This window comes from Hymenobacter coccineus (genome assembly GCF_001816125.1).
Classification (GTDB): domain Bacteria; phylum Bacteroidota; class Bacteroidia; order Cytophagales; family Hymenobacteraceae; genus Hymenobacter; species Hymenobacter coccineus.
Map to the genome: position 1 here is coordinate 23735 of NZ_MDZA01000221.1, position 19667 is coordinate 43401.

Here is a 19667-nt window from a genome sequence, read left to right on the forward strand (position 1 = left end):
CCCTGCTAAATTACCTAAGTAACTTACCTTCACCCCCTTTAAAAAACACCCCTCCCAAACGCTCCCACGCTACCGAAGCCTTTTACTTTGTCCGGTCACCAACGCATTCCCGAGGAGCCACGCATGAAAAAAAATCTTTTCTGGCTGCTCCTGATGCTTTCGGGCAGCATCGGCACATCGCAAGCCCAGGAGCGCGTGGTGTGGCAAGTGGGCCGGGCCGATCAGTCGGGGGCCGAATTTGCGCTGGCCCCCGCTGGCTTTCGCCAGTTTGTGGGCCGCGACTTTGGCTACGAGGACAAGTGTTTTTTCATCAGCGCTTCCCGGGCGCGGCAGGACTTCCCCTACGTGCTGCCGGGCCCCGTGGACACGTGGGGCGGCACCTGGAACACCGCTGGCTGGCGCACCAACCAGGTGAACCTGCTCTTTACTCTACCACAGCTGCCCGCCGCGGCCAAATACAAGCTCGTCATTCGGCTGGCTGATTATGCTAAAACGTTTTTGCCGCTGCTCAAAGTCAGCATCAACGGCCAGGAGGAACGCCTCCAGCTGAGCGCGGCCGGCTACGACGTGCGCCAGCAGCGCCGCCCCACCCTCACCGAACCCGCCGTTGACACCGCCGCCCTCAGTGGCAACCTGGCCGCAGCCACCCCCAAAATCGTCGAAATTCCCATCGGCGCGGGGGTGCTCCGACCGGGCGGCAACAGCGTGGTCATCACCGTGACGGAGGGCTCGTGGATTCTCTTCGACCAGGTGAGCTTGCTGAGCACCGCGCCGGTGGCCGTGCAGCCGCCCCGGCAACTGTTCGTGCGCCGCGTGGCCCCGGCGGCCTACGAGCTGGGGGCCCCGGGCCAACGGCAGCAGCCCTTGCTGGTGGGCGTGGAGCACATCCGGGGGGCCCCCACCCTGAGCGTGCAGCTGGACGGCCGCACGATTTTCAGCGAAACCGTGGAGCAGGGCAGCTACGAGTTTGAAGCCCCGATGCCCGCGGTGGCCGCCCCTACCCGTAGCCAGTACCGGGTCCTGGAAAATGGGAAGCTCATCGAGGAAGGCACGGTGCGCCGGGGGCCCCAGCCGGCCCAAACCCTGGCCAACTACGTGGATACCCGCCTGGGCACGGCCCACTCCCGCTGGATGATTGCGCCGGGCCCCTGGATGCCCTTCGGCATGGTGAAGATGAGTCCCGACAACCAGAACGCCGGCTGGCAGGCCGGCTACCAGCCCACCTACGAGAGCGTGGGCACCTTCAGCCACGTGCACGAGTGGACGATGGCTGGCCTGGGCGTGTTTGCCACCAATGGCAAGCTCCAAACCACCATCGGCGACGAGCTGCGGCCGGGGCCGGGCTACCGCTCGCGCATTGATAAGCGGACGGAAGAGGCCCCCATCGGCTACTACAAGGTGCAGCTGGCCGACTACGGCATTCGGGCGGAAGTTACCGCCACCACCCGCTGCGGCATGGAGCGCTTCACCTTCCCCGCCAACCGCGACAGCGCCCGCGTGTTGCTCGATTTTCACATTCCGGCCGAGTACGACTACCAGCTTAAAGAAGTACAGGTCAAGCAGGTGAGTGCGTACCGCCTGGAGGGCGCCGTCCACCAGTTTTCGGCGGGCGTGTGGAGCAACGATGCGTCGCAGGACTACACGCTGCACTTTGTGGTGGAGTTCGACCAGCCCATCAAGCGGCTCGGCGGCTGGCTCGACGGCCGCGTTCAGTACGGCACCACCTTCAGCGCGAAAGACTTAAAGGAAGCCGGCTTGTTTGCCGAGTTTGACGCCGCCGCGCACCCGGTGGTGCAGGTGCGCTCCGGCCTGTCGCTGGTCAGCATTGCCAACGCCGCCCAAAACCTGCAAACGGAGGTAACGGGGCCCTTCGGCTGGCGCTTCGAAGCCGTGCGCCAGCACCAGCTCGACGCCTGGAACGAGCTGTTCAACCGCGTGCGCATCACGAGCACCAACCGCCTGGAAAAAGTACGCTTCTACAACGCTCTGTACCGCTCGCTGTGCAGCCGCAACACCTGGAGCGACACCAACGGCGACTGGCGCGGCACTGATGGCCAGGCCCACCGCCTGCCCCAGCCCGACGACGTGGCCCTGGGCTGCGATGCTTTTTGGAACACCTTCTGGAACCTGAACCAGGTGTGGAACCTGCTGACGCCGGAGTGGAGCAGCCGCTGGGTGCGCTCGCAACTGGCGCTCTACGACGCCTACGGCTGGCTGGCCAAGGGCCCCGCCGGCCTGAACTACGTGCCGGTGATGGTGGCCGAGCACGAAATCCCGCAAATGGTGGGGGCCTACCAGATGGGCATCCGCGACTTCGACGCCGACAAAGTGCTGGCCGCCGCCGTCAAAATGCAGACCACCCCGGCGCAAAAAGTATTCACCGGCTTTGCCGGCAACCGCGACCTGCTGGCCTACCAGCAATACCACTACGTCCCCGCCGACAAAGGCCGGTTTTCCAATTCCCTGGAATACTCGTTCGACGACTGGACGGTGGGGCAGTTGGCCAAATCGCTGGGCCAGGCCGACGTGTACCAGCAGTTCAACGCCCGCGGCTACTGGTGGCAGAACACCCTGGACAGCGCCGGCTACAGCCACACCCGCCTCAGCAGCGGCGCCTGGACGAAGAACTTCGACCCGTTCCGCAGCGGCGCCAACGAGCAGTACGTAGAGGGCAACGCCTGGCAGCTCACATTTTTCGTGCCCCAGGACGTTCCCGCGCTGGTCGGCCGGGTGGGCCGGCAAGCCTTTACCGACCGGCTGGAATGGGGCTTCCGCGAAAGCGAGCCGTGGCGCTACAACGGCCTGAACGACCAGTACTGGAACTACCCCGTGGTGCAGGGCAACCAGCAATCCATGCACTTCGCCTTTTTATTCAACTGGGCCGGCAAGCCGTGGTCTACCCAAAAGTGGAGCCGCTCCATCCTGGCGCGCTACTACGGCTACGGCGTGGGCAACGCCTACCTCGGCGACGAGGACCAGGGCCAAATGAGCGCCTGGCTGGTGATGGCCGCCCTGGGCTTGTTCCAAACCGACGGCGGTACCAGCGCCGCCCCCCAGTACGAGATTGGCAGCCCACTCTACCCAAAAATCGAAATTGACTTAGGCCAGCGCTTCGGGCGCGGCCAGCAGTTTACCATCGAAGCCAAAGGCGCTTCCCGCCGCAACCTCTACGTGCAAGCCGCCACGCTAAACGGCAAGCCCCTGCAATCCTTCCACTTCCCCGCTACCGAACTGCTGCGCGGCGGTTCGCTGGTGCTCACCATGGGGCCCCAGCCCAACGAGCAGTGGGGCATTGAGGGAGGGAAATAGGTCCGTGTAGGGGCCCTGGGGTAGGGTTCACGCTTCGCCGCTCGAAGCCGCTGTGGCTACTTGCGGTTTCGGCTGCGGGCTGTTTTCCATCTCCCAATGCCCCCGGCAAAGCCTTCCTCAACGGTCTACAAATGGCCACGCCGACTTGGCAAAGCTGGCCCGCGGGAATGGGAATAGGGTATTGAAATCTGCGTAAACAATTAGGGCCCCGCCAAATATGTCGGGGCCCTAATTGTTTACATTAATTAATCCTTTTTTCTTACATATCTTTTTAATTTTACCAATTTCTGTAAGGAATATCTGAGGCTATTATGTCATCACACAGAATTAAGCTACAAGCTTGCTTTGCTAAATCTTGTCGTGACCCTGGACCAACTATTATGGATGAAAACTTAATTTGCTTGTCTTTATCTACTAACGGAATTTCTACATAAGGAATAAGTATATCTTTTCCTTCCCTCAATTTCACATTATCTATTTCAGACTCAGAAAGTCTTTTTATCAGCCGCCATTCTTTCTCTTCTGCAAATTTTGGATGCTTAAGGCGTGCTGCATGGTATGATATAGTTAAAGCTCGCATTCCACGAATAAACATATTATATCGATAACCTTCGCCTGTATTATTATCATGTGATACTTGAGCAGATTTCGCTTGCATCTCTAAAAAGTCAGCAGGTTGCATACCTATTACTTTAGAACGAATATATTCCTTCTGTTCATCTTTATCATAAATACACCTGACCAATTCTAAGTTATTATCTTTCACAACACTTTCCAATAATTCTTTATTGAAGGCGAAAGCAAAACCTCCGTTAGGGCTATATCCTCGCCATTGAGACAGTAGATCATTTTGCTCTGTTAAAGAGAATGTATAAATATGCACTATATTAGAATCTATAAAAAGTGCTGTCTGATTAATTCCCGGATAGTCTTCCTTAATTACTTCAAAAGCTAATTTAGTAGCATATTTATACTCTTCAATATCATTCTGATATTGAATATTAGTCATCCACAAAGATCTGCTTCGCAGTATTCCATTGAATCCACCTGGTGTAGAATAATGATACAGCTTATCTAAATCAATTTGAGGTTTTTCGATCGTAGGTTCCATATCAAGATTTAATTTAAAAAAATAACTAGATAAGCTATAAAACAGCTCATTACCGTTATGCGTTTCTAAATCTACGATTGCCACTAAATTATTATTTCTAGTGGACGTGAATTCTTATTAAAAACAGTCCACTCGTATCTAGCTCCGCTTCCACAACTACACCAACTCCGTCACCTCGCGCACGCCCACCGGCCGGGCAGATGTGAAGCCTTCCCCAAATTCTACCCCGATGATGTGACCGAATTCGCGGGCCCGCGCTTCCATGAAGCGCTCGAACTGCTGGCCCGACAGGTACGTGGCGGGGGCCCCGGGGTCGGCATTGGGGTTGAAGAACTGGCTGCCGAAGGCGTGGATGGCGTCCCACTTGCCCTGCCAGTACGGCGTAATATCCACCACAAACGTAGGCACCAGTTGCTGGTCCTGGATGTAGTGATACACCTTGCGGGGCCGCCAGGGGGCCTGGGGCTGGCCGTTTTCGTCCCGCGTCTCAATCATGCGCAGGCCACTCAAAAAGCAGGCGTCGATGGCCAGTTGGGCCCCCTTGCCGTGGTCGGGGTGGCGGTCGGCCACGGCGTTGCACAGCACAACGTCGGGCTGGTAGCGGCGCAGCGCGGCGATGAGCGGCAGCTGGTGCTCCCGGTCGTTGCGGAAGAAGCCGTCGGGCAGGCCCAGGTTTTCGCGCACGCTCAGGCCCAGGATTTGGCTGGCCGCCGCAGCCTCGGCGGCCCGAATCTCTACACTGCCGCGGGTGCCCAGCTCGCCACGGGTGAAGTCAACCACGCCCACGGTTTTGCCCGCGGCGCGGGCCGCCAGCAACGTGCCGGCGCACGACATCTCCACGTCGTCGGGATGGGCCCCCAGGGCCAGAATATCCAATTTGGTGCTTGGTATTTGGTGCTCAGTGCTAGGCATCTTGTGCGCGGCTGTAGGTTGATATTCCTTCACGTTACGTATCCATTGCGCACCCAATCACGAAATTGATTGAAATAAGCACAATGAGTCAATGTGCTAATACGGGTAGACCAGGGAGGCAGAACACAACCTCAGCAATCAGCGCAATCACGGTTAATCCGCAAAATCTGCGATTCTATTTGATGCGCAGCTTCTTACCGGGTTGCAGTTTTTTGACGCCCGGGTTCAAGCGCTTGAGCGTGCTCAGGCCCACCCCGTACTTTTCGGCCACCTCCGAGAGCGTGTCGCCGGAGCGCACGCGGTGCGTTACCACCACGCGAGCGGCCTTAGGTTCGCTGCGGCGGCTACTGCCGCCACTGCTGCGCCGGCCGCCGGTGAGGCTGCCCCCACCACGCTGCAAGGCCCGGCTGTAGTAGTCAAACAGCGCCGAGGTGATGGTGAAGTTGTCCTTGCGCAGCTTATTGTCGGGGAAGTCGTAGAGCTGAATCGGGTTGATGGGGTTGCCTTGGTAGCGCACCTCAAAGTGCAGGTGCGAGCCCGAGCTGTGGCCCGTGCTCCCGCCCAAGGCAATGAGCTGGCCCGCCTTCACGAAAGTACCCACCGGCACCAATGCCTTGCTAAGGTGGCCGTACAGCGTCTCCAGGCCGTTGTAGTGGCGCACCAGCAAGTAGTTGCCGTAGCCCGCACCGTCCCATTTGCTAATGCGCACTACCCCGTCAAACACGGCTTTCACCGAGTCGCCGGTTTCCAGGTCCAGGTCCACCCCGAAGTGCCAGCGGTAGCCCCTGAAGCCGAAGCCCGACGTGATGGGCGTTGCCGCCATCGGCATCTGGCTGAACCGCTCACGGCTGGCGTCGGTCAGCTTCAGGTTCAGCGAGTCGCGGAAGCGGCGGCCGTCCACGTGGTACGGGTTGATGCTGTGCGTGTCCCAGATGGAATAGTAGCCCGCCACCTTCACCCACGACGAGTCGATGAGCACCTCCTCCGACATCTCCACAATCTCCTGCCCGCCCTCGTTGAGCGTGGTCGTATCCTCGCTCACAATGCTCAGCTTCCTGGCCGGGTTGAAGCGCAACGATTTGGCCGCGTCGGAGTTTTCGTCGTGAATCTCCTCGGTTTCGATGATGGTCGTGGTGTCGGGCCGCACGTACTTCATGCGCGGGGTTTTCACCCGGAAAAAGTCCGACCGGCGGCCCGTACGCTCGTTCTTGGGGTGCGCGGGCCGCCGGGTTTGGGCCCCTGCCGGAGCAGCGCCAAGGCCGGCCAGCAGCATGAGCAGCGCCACGGAGCGCAGAAAATTTAATTTAAAACTCAGCAAAAGCAAGGGGGCAAAGCGAAAACCAGGATTAATGCAGGCCCATGGTTGCCAAATACCGCTCGGCGTCGAGAGCGGCCATGCAGCCAGTGCCAGCAGCCGTCACGGCTTGGCGGTAGGTGAAGTCCTGCACATCGCCGCAGGCAAATACACCGTCCACATTGGTTTTGCTCGTGCCAGGCAGCGTTTTTAGGTAGCCCTGCTCGTCATGATGCAGGTAAGGCTGGAAAATCTTGGAGTTCGGCTCGTGCCCAATGGCCACGAAAAAGCCCGTTAGCGCAATTTCCCGCATTTCGTGGGTCAGCAGGTTCTTCACCCGCACGCCTTCCACCGCGTGCTCGCCCAAAATCTCATCGGTTGCCGTGTCAAACAGTACCTCAATCTTGGGGTTATCGAGCACCCGCTTTTGCATGATTTTCGAGGCTTTCATTTCGCCTTTTCGCACAATCATGGTCACCTTACTGGCCAGGTTAGCCAGGTACGTGGCTTCCTCAGCCGCCGTATCGCCGGCGCCCACGATGGCCACTTCCTGGCCCCGGTAGAAAAATCCGTCGCACACGGCGCAGGCTGATACGCCTGAACCGTTAAGCCGAGCTTCCGATGGCAGCCCCAGCCACTTGGCCGAGGCCCCGGTGGCAATAATCACAGCGTCGGCCGTCAGTTCCGTGGTTTCGTCGATGGTAATTTTGTGCGGATGGCCCGAAAAATCCACCTTCGTGGCGATGCCGTAACGGATATCGGTGCCGAAGCGGGTAGCCTGCTTTTTCAGGTCCTCCATCATCTCGGGGCCCATCACGCCGTCCGGGTAGCCGGGGAAGTTCTCCACGTCATTCGTGATAGTAAGCTGCCCACCGGGCTGCAAGCCCATGTACATGACGGGCGCCATGTTGGCCCGGGCCGCGTAAATAGCGGCGGTATAGCCCGCGGGACCCGACCCAATGATCAGGCACTTGTGGTGTTCAGACATGTTGCAATAGGGGCCCCAGGGGCCATAGCGCGGGGCCGGGGCCCCAAGACTGATAAATGAAAAAGCGGGGCCAGCAGCCCCGCCGCTAGCAAAAAACCCCAACCTTACAGCCGGGGTTTTTAATGCAGTACAAAATTAGGCAGAATTAACCCAAATAAGGTTTCAGCGCCTTTGAGCGCGAAGTGTGGCGCAGGCGGCGAATGGCCTTCTCTTTAATCTGGCGCACTCGCTCGCGAGTGAGGTTGAACTTCTCGCCGATCTCTTCAAGCGTCAGAGCAGCTTCGCCGTTCAGTCCGAAGTACAGCGTGATAACGTCAGCTTCGCGCTTGGTGAGCGTGCTCAAGGCGCGCTGCACCTCCTTGCGGAGCGAGTCGTTCATCAACGCCATGTCGGGCGATTCCTCGTCCTCATTTTCGAGTACGTCGAGCAGGCGGTTTTCCTCGCCTTGCACAAACGGCGCATCCACCGACACGTGTCGGCCCGAAATCTTTAGCGTGTCCACCACTTCCGAGGTAGTCAGCTCCAGCACTTCAGCGATTTCCTCGGGCGAAGGCTCGCGCTCGAACTTCTGCTCCAGTTCCGAGAACGACTTGCTGATTTTATTCAGCGAGCCCACTCGATTGAGGGGCAAACGCACGATGCGACTTTGCTCGGCCAAGGCCTGAAGGATGGATTGGCGAATCCACCACACAGCATAAGAAATGAATTTAAAGCCGCGGGTTTCGTCGAAACGCTTGGCCGCTTTAATCAAACCTAAGTTACCCTCGTTGATTAGATCACCAAGGCTAAGGCCCTGATTCTGATACTGTTTTGCTACCGATACTACAAAGCGCAGGTTGGCTTTGGTAAGCTTTTCCAGCGCCTGCTGGTCCCCGTCGCGGATGCGCTGGGCCAGGGTCACCTCCTCATCGGGGGTGAGCAAATCCACCCGGCCAATCTCCTGGAGGTACTTATCCAGCGATTGGCTTTCGCGGTTGGTAATCTGCTTGCTGATTTTTAACTGTCTCATGGAAAGAGGTAAAGACGATAACTAGGTTGATAGTTGACAAAGAATAACAGCTAACGATAGGCCGAGAGTCAAAGGAAGCCAACAGGCTTCCTTTGACGAAAGTTCGGGCCTTAGTGTTACGCTTGGCCGTTGTCTGCGGCTGCGCCCTCAGGCTTTGGCAGCAGCACTTTCCGCGAGAGGCGGTACTTGCCGGTCTTCTTGTCAATATCCACCAGTTTCACGTCAATTTCCTGGCCTACTTCCAGCAAGCCTTCGAGGCTCTGGATGCGCTCGTGCGTCACTTCCGAAATGTGCAACAAGCCGTCTTTGCCCGGCATGATCTCCACAAACGCGCCGTAGGGCTGAATGCTGCGCACTTTGCCTTTGTAGGTTTCGCCGATTTCCGGCTGGGCCGCAATGGCCCGGATGCGGTCGATGGCGCCCTGCATGTCCGTCTGGTTGGCCGCGTAGATGCTCACGTGGCCTTTTTCGTCCTTCTCCTCGATGATGACCGTGGCGTTGGTATCCTTCTGGATCTGCTGGATAACCTTGCCGCCTGGCCCGATGATGGCCCCGATAAACTCTTTATCGATCAGCATTTTGTGCGAGCGGGGCGTGTGGGCCTTCAACTCAGCAGCAGGAGCGCTGATGGTTTTGGCCATTTCGCGCAGGATGTGCAGGCGGCCTTCGCGGGCCTGGTGCAGCGCGGCGGTCAAAATCTCATTGCTCAGGCCCTGGATCTTAATATCCATCTGGCAAGCACAAATACCTTTCTCCGTGCCGGTTACCTTAAAGTCCATGTCGCCGAGGTGGTCCTCATCGCCCAGGATGTCCGAAAGCACGGCGTACTCACCGGTTTCCTTGTCCTGCACAAGGCCCATGGCGATGCCGGCCACGGCGGCCGAGATCTTCACGCCAGCGTCCATCAGCGCCAGCGAACCGGCACACACCGTAGCCATCGAGCTGGAGCCGTTCGACTCCAGGATGTCCGACACGATGCGAATAGTGTAGGGGTTCTCATCGTCCGGGGGCAGCACCTGGCGCAGCGAACGCAGGGCCAAGTTGCCGTGGCCAATTTCGCGGCGGCCAGCGCCGCGGTTCGGCTTCACCTCGCCGGTCGAGAAACCGGGGAAGTTGTAGTGCAGCAGAAACTTGGAGTAACCCTTTGCCAGCGGCTGATCAACGATTTGCTCATCGAGCTTGGTGCCGAGCGTGGCCGTGGTCAGGCTCTGGGTTTCGCCGCGGGTGAAGATGGCCGAGCCGTGGGCCCCGGGCAAGTAATTGATTTCCGACCAGATGGGGCGAATTTCGGTGAGCTGGCGGCCGTCGAGGCGCACCCGCTCCTTCACCATCATGTCACGGATAGCCTTCTTCTCAGCCGATGAATAATAGCGGCTGAACATCTTCATATCCAGCTCGGGCTGCTCCGCCACCAGCTTGTCCAGGAAGGCTTTTTTCACCCCCGAGAAGCCTTCTTTGCGGCCGCCCTTGCTGGTATTGCCGGTGCGGGCCACGTCGTAGGCCCCTTGGTACACGCCATCGCTGATGAGTTTTTTCAGCGTCTCGTTTTCCTCGTATTTGGGGTACTCGCGGGGCTGCGACTCGGGCGTACGCCCCACGGCCTCGGCTAGGTCCTTCTGTAGCTGGCACTGGGCCTTGATGGCTTCATGGCCGAAGGCGATGGCGGCAACCATCTCTTCCTCGCTCACTTCCTTCATGGCGCCTTCCACCATGGCCACGGAGTCAGCAGTAGCGCCCACCATCAGGTCCATATCGGCGCGGGCCAAGTCGGAGGTTTTGGGGTTAATCTGGAACTGGCCATCGATGCGAGCCACGCGTACTTCCGAAATCGGGCCAGCAAACGGAATATCCGAAATCGAGAGAGCAGCCGAAGCAGCCAGGGCAGCCAAGGCGTCGGGCTGCACTTCTTTATCGGCCGAGATAAGGGTGATCATCACCTGTACCTCGTAGTGGTAGTCTTTGGGGAACATGGGCCGCAGGATGCGGTCCACAAGGCGGCAAATTAGGATTTCGTAATCCGATAGGCGGCCTTCGCGGCGCTGAAACGAGCCGGGAATTTTGCCGGCCGAACCGAATTTTTCCTGATAGTCAACCGACAAGGGCAGAAAGTCAACGCCGTCGCGCTGGCTGGGGGCCGATACCACCGTGGCCAGCAGCATGGTATCGCCGAGGCGCACCACTACGGCCCCGTCGGCAAATTTGGCCAGCTTGCCAGTTTCGATGGAAATCTGGCGGCCGTCGGGCAGGGCCAGGGTTTTGGTAATGGCGTGGGGGGCGGGCATTTAGTAGGGACAGTTAGAACTTTAGAGCCAAGAACTTAGAGCCCGGATGGGGAAGGCAAATATTCCGAGCGAAACCCATGAATAGCAGCAAGCTTGACCAAAAAAGTCTAAGCTCTTGGTTCTTCGCTCTAAGTTCCAAAGGAGAATAAAGGACAAAAAAAGAGTAGGGAACCTCCCACTGGAAGGCTCCCTACTCTCAAGCATTGGACTTACTTACGGATGCCCAGCTCTTTGATGATGGCGCGGTAGCGGTTAATTTCGCGGTGCTGGAGGTAGTCCAACATGCGGCGGCGCTTGCCTACCAGTTTCAGCAGGCCCAGGCGGGTGCTGTGGTCTTTTTTGTTCACCTTCAGGTGCTCCGTCAGGTGGTTGATGCGGTGGGTGAAGAGGCCAATCTGGGCCTCGGCCGAGCCGGTATCAGTTTTAACGTGTTGCAGGCTATTCTTCTCGAAAATATTCTGCTTTGCTTCGGTGGTAAGCTTCATCGGCGGATAGGGCCAGGCCCCGTCTTGGATTTAAAAAATGAAAAAATGCACCCCGCATTTCGGGGTGCTGCAAAGGTACGCCGTTTAATTAATAAACAGCAACAAAAATTGCACTGGGGCCCTATTCTTCGCCCTTTGGCTTCGTGAGCCGGCGCAGGCCCGGAAAGCCCAGGCGCCGAGGCAGGCGCCGCCAAAAGTCCACCTCCAGTAAGCCCGAGTCGTTGTAGGCCTGAAATAGCAAAAACAAACCCACAGGCAGTAGCACCAGGTTGGCCATCCACACGCCCAAACCCACAGGCAGCACAAATTCCTTGGCGTACTTGGTACCCGTAATAGTGAGCACGTAGTACACAATAAAGAACAGAATGGACACCAGAATGGGTACGCCCAGCCCCCCCTTCTTGATGATGGAGCCCAGGGGGGCCCCAATGAGGAACATGAGCAGCACGGCCACCGACTGGGCGTACTTATTGTAAATCTCGACGCGGTACTGGGCCGAGTTGCGGGCCAGATCATCAAGCTTGTTGGCGGTGACCTTAAACGACTCGCGCAAATTGCGGGCTCGGTTAGCCGCCTGTTCTGCCATGGGGGCCGTCAGCTTGGGCATGCGGCGCACCGGCACTTGCCAGTGCGCCACCCGGCGGTTGGCCGCCGCCCCCAGCGTGTCGAAGCGCAGGTACGTGTAATAGGCGTCGAGCTGGCGGGGCATTTGCTGGCGCGCCAGGTCCAAGCTATGCTGGAGGGAATCGGTGCCGGCGCGCAGCTGCGGAATGGTGAGCATCATCCGGTTGGTCTGGAACAGCTCCTCCTTCGTGCGGTTCAGATCAAAGGAGGCCAGCGAAAACGTTACCACATTGTGGTCAAACCCCTGGCGGATAAAGCTGGCCCCGGCGCGGTTCTGGGCATCGGGTTGCTCCACGTAATTGTGGCCGTGAAACAGTTCCAGGCCCAAGTAGGCCCCGTTGAAACGGGTGAACATGCGGCCGGAGTCGGCCAGCATCACCGTGGCGTTGCCAGTGCGCTGGGTATGGTCATAAATCATCACCCCGTGCAGGCGGTCCTTGTTGGGGCCCGTTTTGTGGTCCACCTTAATGGTGTAGCCCGGAATGCCGCCATAGAATACACCTTCCCGAATATCCAACGCCAGCTTTTGTTGACGCACATCCCATAGTAAGCTGTAGGCTTTAAGATTGGCTTTAGGAACGATGGTCTTATTAAACCAAAACGAGGCCATCAGCAGTCCCACGCTCACCACCAGCACTGGCCGCAGAATGCGCGTAAGGGCAATGCCGGAAGCCTTAATGGCGGTCAGTTCGTGGTGCTCGCCCATGCTGCCGTACGTCATCAGCGAAGAGAGCAGCACAGCCAGCGGCAGCGAGGTGGGCACAATCAGCACACTCAGGTAAAACAGCAGCTTGCCGATAACCGGCAGGCCTAGGTCTTTGCCGATGATGTCGTCGAGGTACTTGAGCAGCGTTTGGGTGAGCAGGATAAACTGCACCACCGCGAACGTGAGCAGAAACGGCCCGGCAAAGGCCTTCAGAATAAGCTTGTCGAGTTTTTTGATCATGCGCAGGGCCAGACAATAATGCGGCCATGCCCCACCAACGGGGCCGGTGGCCAAATCGTGCGTTGGGCCCCTAACCCCCTACTTGTCCGCGCAGCTTGGCCACGAGCCCGTCCCAGAGCTCGCGCTGCTCGGCGGCCTGGGCCGAAGAATAATCCACAATGTGCAAAAACACCTCGTCCGTCACGGCCGACGAATGCAGGGTAAACTCTACGTAGCTAGGGTCGGCGTGCTCGGGGCCCGAAAAAACGTAGCGGGCTGCGCGGTTGAGACGCTGGGGCCCTACTTCCGCGTAATGGTTCTCGCGGTCCCACACAAAGTTCAGCCCCCCGCCCGCCACGTGGTTCACATCGTCGCAAAACCACCGGGCCAGGCCCGAGGCCGTAGCTAAGTATGGAAACAGTATTTTGGGCGACGCATTGATGGAGTAATCCACCGTAAACTGCGTTTTTGTTTGGGTATCATGCAAATCCATAGGGCTTATCGATTAAGAACGAGCGGCCTAGCCTGACAAAAGGCCCGTGGCACATAAAAATCCATGATTTTGGGGCCCTACTTGCAGGAAGGCCGTTTTTTTCATTACCTTTGCACCCACAAAACCCGGCGGGGTAGCTCAGTTGGTTAGAGCACAGGATTCATAACCCTGAGGTCGGCGGATCGTACCCGCCTCCCGCTACGTTTAAAAACCGTGTTGGCTTCGAGCCAGGACGGTTTTTTTATGACCTGCCGTTTTAGTAACCCGGGAAACAGTTATCACCAGGAAACAGGGCCAGAACTTTCCCAAAAACAAGAAAACGCCGCGCCTTACGGCACCGGCGTTTTCTCAGTGTAATGGCCGGGTGTGGATTACTTAATTTTCTCCACAATGCCTTGGAAGGCAGCCGGGCTATTTAGGGCGAGGTCGGCCAATACTTTGCGGTTCAGCTCGATGCCGGCCTTTTTCAGGCCACCCATCAATTGCGAGTACGATAGGCCATGCATGCGAGCACCAGCGTTGATACGCTGAATCCAGAGGGCCCGGAATTCGCGCTTCTTTACTTTGCGGTCGCGGTAGGCGTAGAGCAGGCCTTTCTCAACGGCGTTTTTGGCAACGGTCCACACATTTTTGCGACGGCCGTAGTAGCCTTTCGCCAAACGCATGATTTTTTTGCGGCGGTGGCGCGAGGCCACATGGTTGACACTTCTTGGCATAACCTAGATTGTTTTTGGCAGCCGGCGTCACTGCACGGTGGCAGTGGCTTGGAATTGCGGCCGGAAGCCTGGTGGGGAAATTAAATATTTAACATCTGCTGCACCCGGTTCATGTCGGCGCTGCTCACAAGGCCGGCATGGGTGAGGTTGCGCTTGCGCTTCGTGCTCTTCTTGGTCAGAATGTGCGATTTGTAGGCGTGCTTACGCTTTACCTTGCCCGAGCCGGTGAGCGTGAACCGCTTCTTAGCACCGGATTTCGTTTTTACTTTCGGCATTGTAGTGGGTTTGGGGGTGGTTGTTGATTGTTTGTTGATTGCTGACCGACCGTGGGCCGGGAAGCCATCCGCAACCGGATATGCTATTCGGTATCGGTAGCCGCAGGGGCCGCAGCTTCAGCTTGCTGAGGCGCAGCATCTTGGCCGACGGCCGGCTTCGGAGCTTTTTTCTCGGGCTTATCGCCGGCTGCGGCGGGTTTCGCCACAGGTTTGGCTACGATGGCGGCTTTGGGCGCGAGGTAGAGGAACATACGCTTGCCTTCGAGCTTGGGCAACTGCTCCACTTTGGCGAGGTCCTCGAGGGCCTGGGCGAACTTGAGCAACAGGATTTCACCGCGCTCTTTGAACACGATGCTCCGGCCGACGAAGTGCACGTAGCTTTTGATTTTTGCGCCTTCGCGCAAAAACTCCTGCGCGTGCTTCACTTTGAAAGCGAAGTCGTGCTCATCGGTGTTGGGGCCGAAACGGATTTCCTTGAGAACGACCTTGGTCTGCTTGGCCTTCAGCTCGCGGGTTTTCTTCTTCTGCTCGTACTTAAATTTCGAGTAGTCGATGACGCGGCAAACGGGCGGCGTGGCCGTGGGCGAAATCTCAACGAGGTCGAGGTTTTGCTCCTGGGCCATTTTGCGGGCCTGGTCTGTAGTGTATACACCCTGGGGCACGTTGTCGCCAACTAGGCGAACTTCGCGGGCCAGGATCTTCTGGTTGATTTTGAACGGCTCTTCCACCTGCTGGCGGGGCACGTACCGACGATTCGGAGTTGCTATGGTTTGGTCCTCCTGCGAAAAAAGTGGCTGAGAATAGATTTTAAGGCGATTAGCCCGGGTGAACCCAGGCAATCAGGGGGCAAATATCGTTATTTTTATTCGTAAAGGCAAACCAGCGCGGTTATGTTTCAACAAATGAAGCCGCTGGCGACCCAGTTGTTGGGGCCCCAGCGGCTCATTCGTGAAAATTTAGGTCCCAGCGCGGGCGGCTGCTTAAATGGCGGCGGCTACCTGGCTTTGCACACTGGCGATGAACTCGGCCACCGACAGGGCCCCCAAGTCACCTTCGCCGTGGCGGCGCACGCCCACGGCCCCGGCTTCAGCCTCCTTCTCCCCTACCACCAGCAGGTACGGCGTTTTGGCTAATTCCGCGTCGCGGATTTTGCGGCCAATGCGCTCGTCGCGGGCGTCTACAGTGCCGCGTAGGTCGGCGGCTTCCAGCTGGGCTTTCACCTCGTGGGCGTAGTCAATGAATTTGTCGGAAATGGGCAGCACGATGAACTGCTCGGGGGTGAGCCAGAGCGGGAAGTTGCCGGCGCAGTGCTCGATGAGCACGGCCACGAAGCGCTCCAACGAGCCGAAGGGGGCCCGGTGCAGCATCACGGGGCGCTGCTTGGTGTTGTCGGGCGCCACGTACTCCAGATCAAACCGCTCTGGCAGGTTGTAATCGACCTGAATGGTGCCCAGCTGCCAGCGGCGGCCCAGGGCGTCGCGCACCATAAAGTCAAGCTTGGGGCCGTAGAAGGCCGCCTCGCCCAGTTCCGTGACGGTAGTGAGGCCTTTCTCGGCGGCAGCTTCCTGAATGGCGCTTTCGGCCAGGGCCCAGTTCTCGTCGGAGCCGATGTACTTGGTCTTGTTCTCGGGGTCGCGCAGGCTGATTTGGGCGGTATAATCCTCAAAACCCAGGGCTTTGAACACGTACAACACCAAGTCAATCACCTTCTTAAACTCGTCCTTCACCTGGTCGGGGCGGCAGAAGATGTGGGCGTCGTCCTGGGTAAAGCCGCGCACGCGGGTCAGGCCGTGCAGCTCGCCCGACTGCTCGTAGCGGTACACGGTGCCGAATTCGGCGTAGCGCACGGGCAGGTCGCGGTAGCTGCGGGGCTCCGTTTTGTAGATTTCGCAGTGGTGGGGGCAGTTCATCGGCTTGAGGAAAAACTCCTCGCCGGGATTGGGCGTGCGAATAGGCTGGAACGAGTCGGCGCCATACTTTTCGTAGTGGCCACTGGTGACGTACAGCTCCTTGGCCCCGATGTGGGGCGTGACGACCGGCTGGTAGCCGGCCTTCACCTGGGCCTTGCGTAGGAACTGCTCCAGCCGCTCGCGCAGGGCCGTGCCCTTGGGCAGCCACAGCGGCAGGCCCGCCCCCACCCGCTCGCTGAAGGCAAAGAGCTTCAGCTCCTTACCTAGCTTGCGGTGGTCGCGGCGCTTGGCTTCCTTCAAGCGCTCGAGGTACTCGGTGAGCTCCTTGGCCTTGGGGAAGGTGATGCCGTAGAGGCGGGTGAGCTGCTTGTTTTTCTCATCGCCGCGCCAGTAAGCCCCGGCCACGTTCATGAGCTTGGCGGCCTTAATGGTGGAAGTGTCGGGGATGTGGGGGCCCCGGCAGAGGTCAGTGAAATTGCCCTGGGTGTAGAACGTAATCTGGCCGTCTTCGAGGCCGTCAATCAGCTCCAGCTTGTAGGGGTCCTGCTTCTCGGTGAAGTAGGCAATGGCCTCGGCCTTGGGCACTTCGCGGCGCACATACTGGCTTTTGGCCTTGGCCAGCTCCACCATCTTCTTCTCGATTTCGGGGAAGTCGGTGCTGCTGATAGTGCGGCCTTCACCAAGATCCACGTCGTAGTAGAAGCCGTTTTCGACGGCCGGGCCGATGGCCAGCTTCACGCCGGGGTACAGGGCCTCCAACGCTTCCGCCATCAAGTGGGCCGAGGAGTGCCAGTAGGTGGCTTTGCCAGCTTCGTCGTTCCAAGTGAGAATAGCCACGCTGGCATTGTCGGGCAGGGGGCGGTGGAGGTCGCGCACTTCACCGTTGACGGTAACGGCCAGCGCATTGCGGGCCAGGCCCTCGGAGATGGAAGCGGCCAGGTCGTAGCCGGTGGCGTGGTCGGGCAGCTCGCGAGGCGAGCCGTCGGGCAGGGTGATGTGCAGCATACTAAGTATTGAGCCACTAGCCTTTAGCTAACAGCTGCTCGCTTTCTTGTTGGTCGTTAAACTATTGCCCTGAAGTAACGGATAATTAAGTTGGGCCAGGTACTTGGTGCCCGCGATGAGCGCAAAGCAGGTGCAAGTTACGCCCGCCCCACGTGTATGCGGGCCGTTGCGCCCATCTGCCGGGTGGCAGGCCCACCAAAAGCCGCTTCGTGCACCGCAGGCACCCTACCTCCAACTAACTGGGTGGCAGGCCGCCCAATGGCGGCAGAGACTCTACAGCCGGGGGCCGGGCCCGCGGGGGCCCCGGGTAATAGAGCAGGGCCGGGCGCAGGCTGTCGGGCAGCAGCAGGCGGGCGCGGTTGCCCACCTTCCACACCTTGAAGGTCCAGTGCGCGTTGCCGGGGTTTTCGGCCACCAGCAGGCGGTACTGGGCCAGGGCGGCGGGCAACTGGTTGTGCGCTTCGAGGGCTTCAGCCAGCAGGGCGCGGGCTTCGGGCAGGCGCGGGTTGCGGCGCAGGGCGCGGGCCAGGTGCGGAATGATGGTGGCCGGGCGCTGGCCCAAGGCTCCGGCGGCCAGCGCCAGCCGGTAATCGGCCCGGTACTGCGTGGTGTCGAGCACGAGGGCGCGGCGGTAGTACCAGGCGGCGCTATCTGCCACGCCTTTTAGCTCCAGCTGGCGGCCGTAGTCGTAGTGCAGGGCCCCGGAGGCGGTATCAAGGCGCAGGCCGCGGGTGGCGTAGCGCACGGCCTGCTCGGGGTTGCGCTGGGCGTTGTAGAGGAAAGCCAGCTGGTGCAAAATCTCGGGCTGGCGCGGCTCGCGGGCCAGCGCCGCCCGCAGGTAATCGAGGGCCTGGGCCGTATCGGCCGACGCGGCGTAGGCCAGCCCTTTGTAGAAGAGCGCCGCCGGCTGGTCGGGGTCGAGGCGCAGGGCCCGGTCGAGGTTGTCGAGGGCGGCGGGGTAGTCGTGGGCGGCCAGGTGAGTTTCGCCCACCAGCAGTGGCAGCTCGGGCCCCGTGAAGCCGTTGTCGGCGGCCAGGCGGGCGGCGGCCAGGGCTTCGGGCAGGCGGCCCAGCATGCGCAGGGCGCGGGCTTGCAGGAAGTACAGGGGCCCCTCGTTGTCGCCATCGCCCAGGTCGAGGGCAGTGGCGGCGTCGCGCAGGGCGGCCGTAGGCTGGCCGGCGGCCAGGCGCAAGGCGGCCCTGCGCGAGAGCAAGGCCACGTTGCCGGGCTGCTGGCGCAGGGCCCCGTTCAGCTCGTCGGCCTGCACGCGGGGCCCGCTCTGCACGGTGGCCAGGTCCACGAGGGTATCGGGCCGCTCGGCGGGAGCCGATTGGCAGCCCGGCAGCCCCAAGGCCACGGCTAGCAACCCGGCAAGCAATAGAATCGGCGCGCAACGCATACTCAAAAGTACGGCCCGCCGCGCCCTCAGGGCACCGGCACCGCGGGCGGGGCCCCGGCGGCGGCGGCGGCCCGCTGCCGAATCCGCTGCTGCCGCCGGGCCCCGCGGGTGGTGGCCCGCTGCAAAGGCTCCAGCAGTTGCTGGCACAGGCGGTTGATGGTCAAGTCTTCGCTGGTGAAGGTGGGCAGGCGCACAGCTTTTTGCAGCAGGGCCACGGCGCGGCGGCGGCGGCCCTGGTAGCGGTACATCCGGGCGAGGTCGTAGTAGAACGAAGCCCGCGTGGAATCCAGCCCGATGGCCGTTTCAAGGCTGCGCATGGCGTCGGCCACGCTGCCGCCGGGCGGCACCCCGCCCAAGAGGATTTTGCTGTAAATGCGCTCCAGCACGTTGTAGTGGCCCACGCGGTACTGCCAGCGGCCCAGCAGCTGCCAGGCCTCGGGCAAGTCGGGGCGCTGGGCCACGGCCAGAAACACGTAGGAGCGCAGGTCGCGGAAAGCCACCAGGCGGTTTTCGGAGCGGTACAGCCCGGCCTGGCTGAACAGGGCCAGCGCGGCGGCGTAGTTGCTCTCGCCGCCCTCGGGGCGCAGGGCCAGGGCCCGATCGGCGTAGCGAGTGGCGGCGGTGAAGTAGGCCGCCTTGCGGGTCTCGTCGGTGTACCGGGCCCCTATTTTCACGCTCAGCACGGCCGCCTGCCACAGGGCCAGGTAGTGCGCCGGGCTGATTTTAAGCACGTCCTGGTACACGGCCAGCGCTTCCGAATCCTTGTAGCGGTTAACGAGCCGCACGGCGTCGAACAGCTTCTGGCGCACAGCGGGCGGGTCGTCTTGCACCGTGTCGGGCGGGGCAAAGGCAAGCGAATCTTCGGGCTGCTCGGTGGATGGGGCCCCAGGCTGCTCGGTGAGCGGGGCCCCGGGCACGGCCGGCACCTGG

General features: G+C 59.9%; 15 protein-coding genes, 1 tRNA gene and 1 pseudogene. 2 read left to right on the forward strand and 15 right to left on the reverse strand.

The genetic code is table 11. The annotated features are described in order from the left end of the window. Positions 1–123 precede the first annotated feature (123 nt). The gene (locus tag BEN49_RS13140) at positions 124–3309 is read left to right on the forward strand and encodes a GH92 family glycosyl hydrolase (protein ID WP_070744120.1); all 3186 of its coding nucleotides are present in this window, start codon (positions 124–126) and stop codon (positions 3307–3309) included. Between the two features lie 277 nt (positions 3310–3586). Here BEN49_RS13140 and BEN49_RS25710 read toward each other — a convergent pair whose 3' ends face one another. The 9 genes from BEN49_RS25710 to BEN49_RS13180 form a co-directional block, all read right to left on the reverse strand. Then, on the reverse strand, positions 3587–4504 hold the full coding sequence (locus BEN49_RS25710; protein ID WP_125916850.1) for a DUF2971 domain-containing protein: 918 nt from the start codon (positions 4502–4504) through the stop codon (positions 3587–3589). A 72-nt stretch (positions 4505–4576) separates the two neighbouring features. Further along, entirely contained in the window at positions 4577–5332 is a 756-nt protein-coding gene (gene bshB1 / locus BEN49_RS13145) for a bacillithiol biosynthesis deacetylase BshB1 (protein ID WP_070744121.1), read from the reverse strand. A gap of 175 nt (positions 5333–5507) precedes the next feature. Beyond that, a complete protein-coding gene (locus BEN49_RS13150) occupies positions 5508–6617 on the reverse strand; it encodes a peptidoglycan DD-metalloendopeptidase family protein (protein ID WP_239691927.1) in 1110 nt (369 codons plus the stop codon). A 61-nt stretch (positions 6618–6678) separates the two neighbouring features. After that, the gene (gene trxB / locus BEN49_RS13155) at positions 6679–7614 is read right to left on the reverse strand and encodes a thioredoxin-disulfide reductase (protein WP_070744143.1); all 936 of its coding nucleotides are present in this window, start codon (positions 7612–7614) and stop codon (positions 6679–6681) included. A 145-nt stretch (positions 7615–7759) separates the two neighbouring features. Further along, on the reverse strand, positions 7760–8623 hold the full coding sequence (locus BEN49_RS13160) for a sigma-70 family RNA polymerase sigma factor (protein ID WP_068231931.1): 864 nt from the start codon (positions 8621–8623) through the stop codon (positions 7760–7762). A gap of 116 nt (positions 8624–8739) precedes the next feature. Beyond that, on the reverse strand, positions 8740–10905 hold the full coding sequence (gene pnp / locus BEN49_RS13165) for a polyribonucleotide nucleotidyltransferase (RefSeq protein WP_070744123.1): 2166 nt from the start codon (positions 10903–10905) through the stop codon (positions 8740–8742). 209 nt (positions 10906–11114) lie between these two features. Further along, positions 11115–11390 (reverse strand): 30S ribosomal protein S15, encoded by a 276-nt coding sequence (gene rpsO, locus BEN49_RS13170; RefSeq protein ID WP_070744125.1) that lies wholly within the window; start codon positions 11388–11390, stop codon positions 11115–11117. 121 nt (positions 11391–11511) lie between these two features. Next, the gene (locus BEN49_RS13175; protein ID WP_239691928.1) at positions 11512–12960 is read right to left on the reverse strand and encodes an LptF/LptG family permease; all 1449 of its coding nucleotides are present in this window, start codon (positions 12958–12960) and stop codon (positions 11512–11514) included. A 70-nt stretch (positions 12961–13030) separates the two neighbouring features. Then, positions 13031–13432, reverse strand: a complete 402-nt coding sequence (locus BEN49_RS13180) for an START-like domain-containing protein (RefSeq protein WP_070744127.1) — start codon at positions 13430–13432, stop codon at positions 13031–13033. Positions 13433–13559: 127 nt separating this feature from the next. Here BEN49_RS13180 and BEN49_RS13185 point away from each other — a divergent pair. Beyond that, positions 13560–13633, forward strand: a tRNA-Met gene (locus BEN49_RS13185). A 170-nt stretch (positions 13634–13803) separates the two neighbouring features. On the opposite strand, the gene rplT is transcribed toward BEN49_RS13185, so the two are convergent. The 6 genes and pseudogenes from rplT to BEN49_RS27985 form a co-directional block, all read right to left on the reverse strand. Beyond that, entirely contained in the window at positions 13804–14148 is a 345-nt protein-coding gene (gene rplT, locus BEN49_RS13190) for a 50S ribosomal protein L20 (RefSeq protein WP_070744129.1), read from the reverse strand. 80 nt (positions 14149–14228) lie between these two features. Beyond that, the gene (gene rpmI / locus BEN49_RS13195) at positions 14229–14423 is read right to left on the reverse strand and encodes a 50S ribosomal protein L35 (RefSeq protein ID WP_070744131.1); all 195 of its coding nucleotides are present in this window, start codon (positions 14421–14423) and stop codon (positions 14229–14231) included. A 209-nt stretch (positions 14424–14632) separates the two neighbouring features. Next, a pseudogene (gene infC / locus BEN49_RS13200) lies at positions 14633–15190 on the reverse strand (translation initiation factor IF-3); the annotation flags it as partial. A gap of 213 nt (positions 15191–15403) precedes the next feature. After that, positions 15404–17338, reverse strand: coding sequence for a threonine--tRNA ligase (gene thrS / locus BEN49_RS13205; RefSeq protein WP_070744134.1), 1935 nt, complete (start codon positions 17336–17338; stop codon positions 15404–15406). A gap of 235 nt (positions 17339–17573) precedes the next feature. Beyond that, positions 17574–18695: a tetratricopeptide repeat protein gene (locus tag BEN49_RS13210; RefSeq protein ID WP_158022907.1), complete on the reverse strand. Its 1122-nt coding sequence runs from the start codon at positions 18693–18695 to the stop codon at positions 17574–17576. A gap of 68 nt (positions 18696–18763) precedes the next feature. After that, on the reverse strand, positions 18764–19667 hold a 904-nt coding region (locus tag BEN49_RS27985), incomplete at its 5' end, for a tetratricopeptide repeat protein (RefSeq protein WP_158022909.1).

Excerpts from the sequence above, each read along its gene's own strand:
- BEN49_RS13140 (WP_070744120.1), top strand. The coding sequence starts at position 124 with ATGAAAAAAAATCTTTTCTGGCTGCTCCTGATGCTTTCGGGCAGCATC.
- bshB1 (WP_070744121.1), bottom strand. The coding sequence starts at position 5,332 with ATGCCTAGCACTGAGCACCAAATACCAAGCACCAAATTGGATATTCTG.
- trxB (WP_070744143.1), bottom strand. The coding sequence starts at position 7,614 with ATGTCTGAACACCACAAGTGCCTGATCATTGGGTCGGGTCCCGCGGGC.
- BEN49_RS13160 (WP_068231931.1), bottom strand. The coding sequence starts at position 8,623 with ATGAGACAGTTAAAAATCAGCAAGCAGATTACCAACCGCGAAAGCCAA.
- pnp (WP_070744123.1), bottom strand. The coding sequence starts at position 10,905 with ATGCCCGCCCCCCACGCCATTACCAAAACCCTGGCCCTGCCCGACGGC.
- rpsO (WP_070744125.1), bottom strand. The coding sequence starts at position 11,390 with ATGAAGCTTACCACCGAAGCAAAGCAGAATATTTTCGAGAAGAATAGC.
- BEN49_RS13175 (WP_239691928.1), bottom strand. The coding sequence starts at position 12,960 with ATGATCAAAAAACTCGACAAGCTTATTCTGAAGGCCTTTGCCGGGCCG.
- BEN49_RS13180 (WP_070744127.1), bottom strand. The coding sequence starts at position 13,432 with ATGGATTTGCATGATACCCAAACAAAAACGCAGTTTACGGTGGATTAC.
- rplT (WP_070744129.1), bottom strand. The coding sequence starts at position 14,148 with ATGCCAAGAAGTGTCAACCATGTGGCCTCGCGCCACCGCCGCAAAAAA.
- rpmI (WP_070744131.1), bottom strand. The coding sequence starts at position 14,423 with ATGCCGAAAGTAAAAACGAAATCCGGTGCTAAGAAGCGGTTCACGCTC.
- thrS (WP_070744134.1), bottom strand. The coding sequence starts at position 17,338 with ATGCTGCACATCACCCTGCCCGACGGCTCGCCTCGCGAGCTGCCCGAC.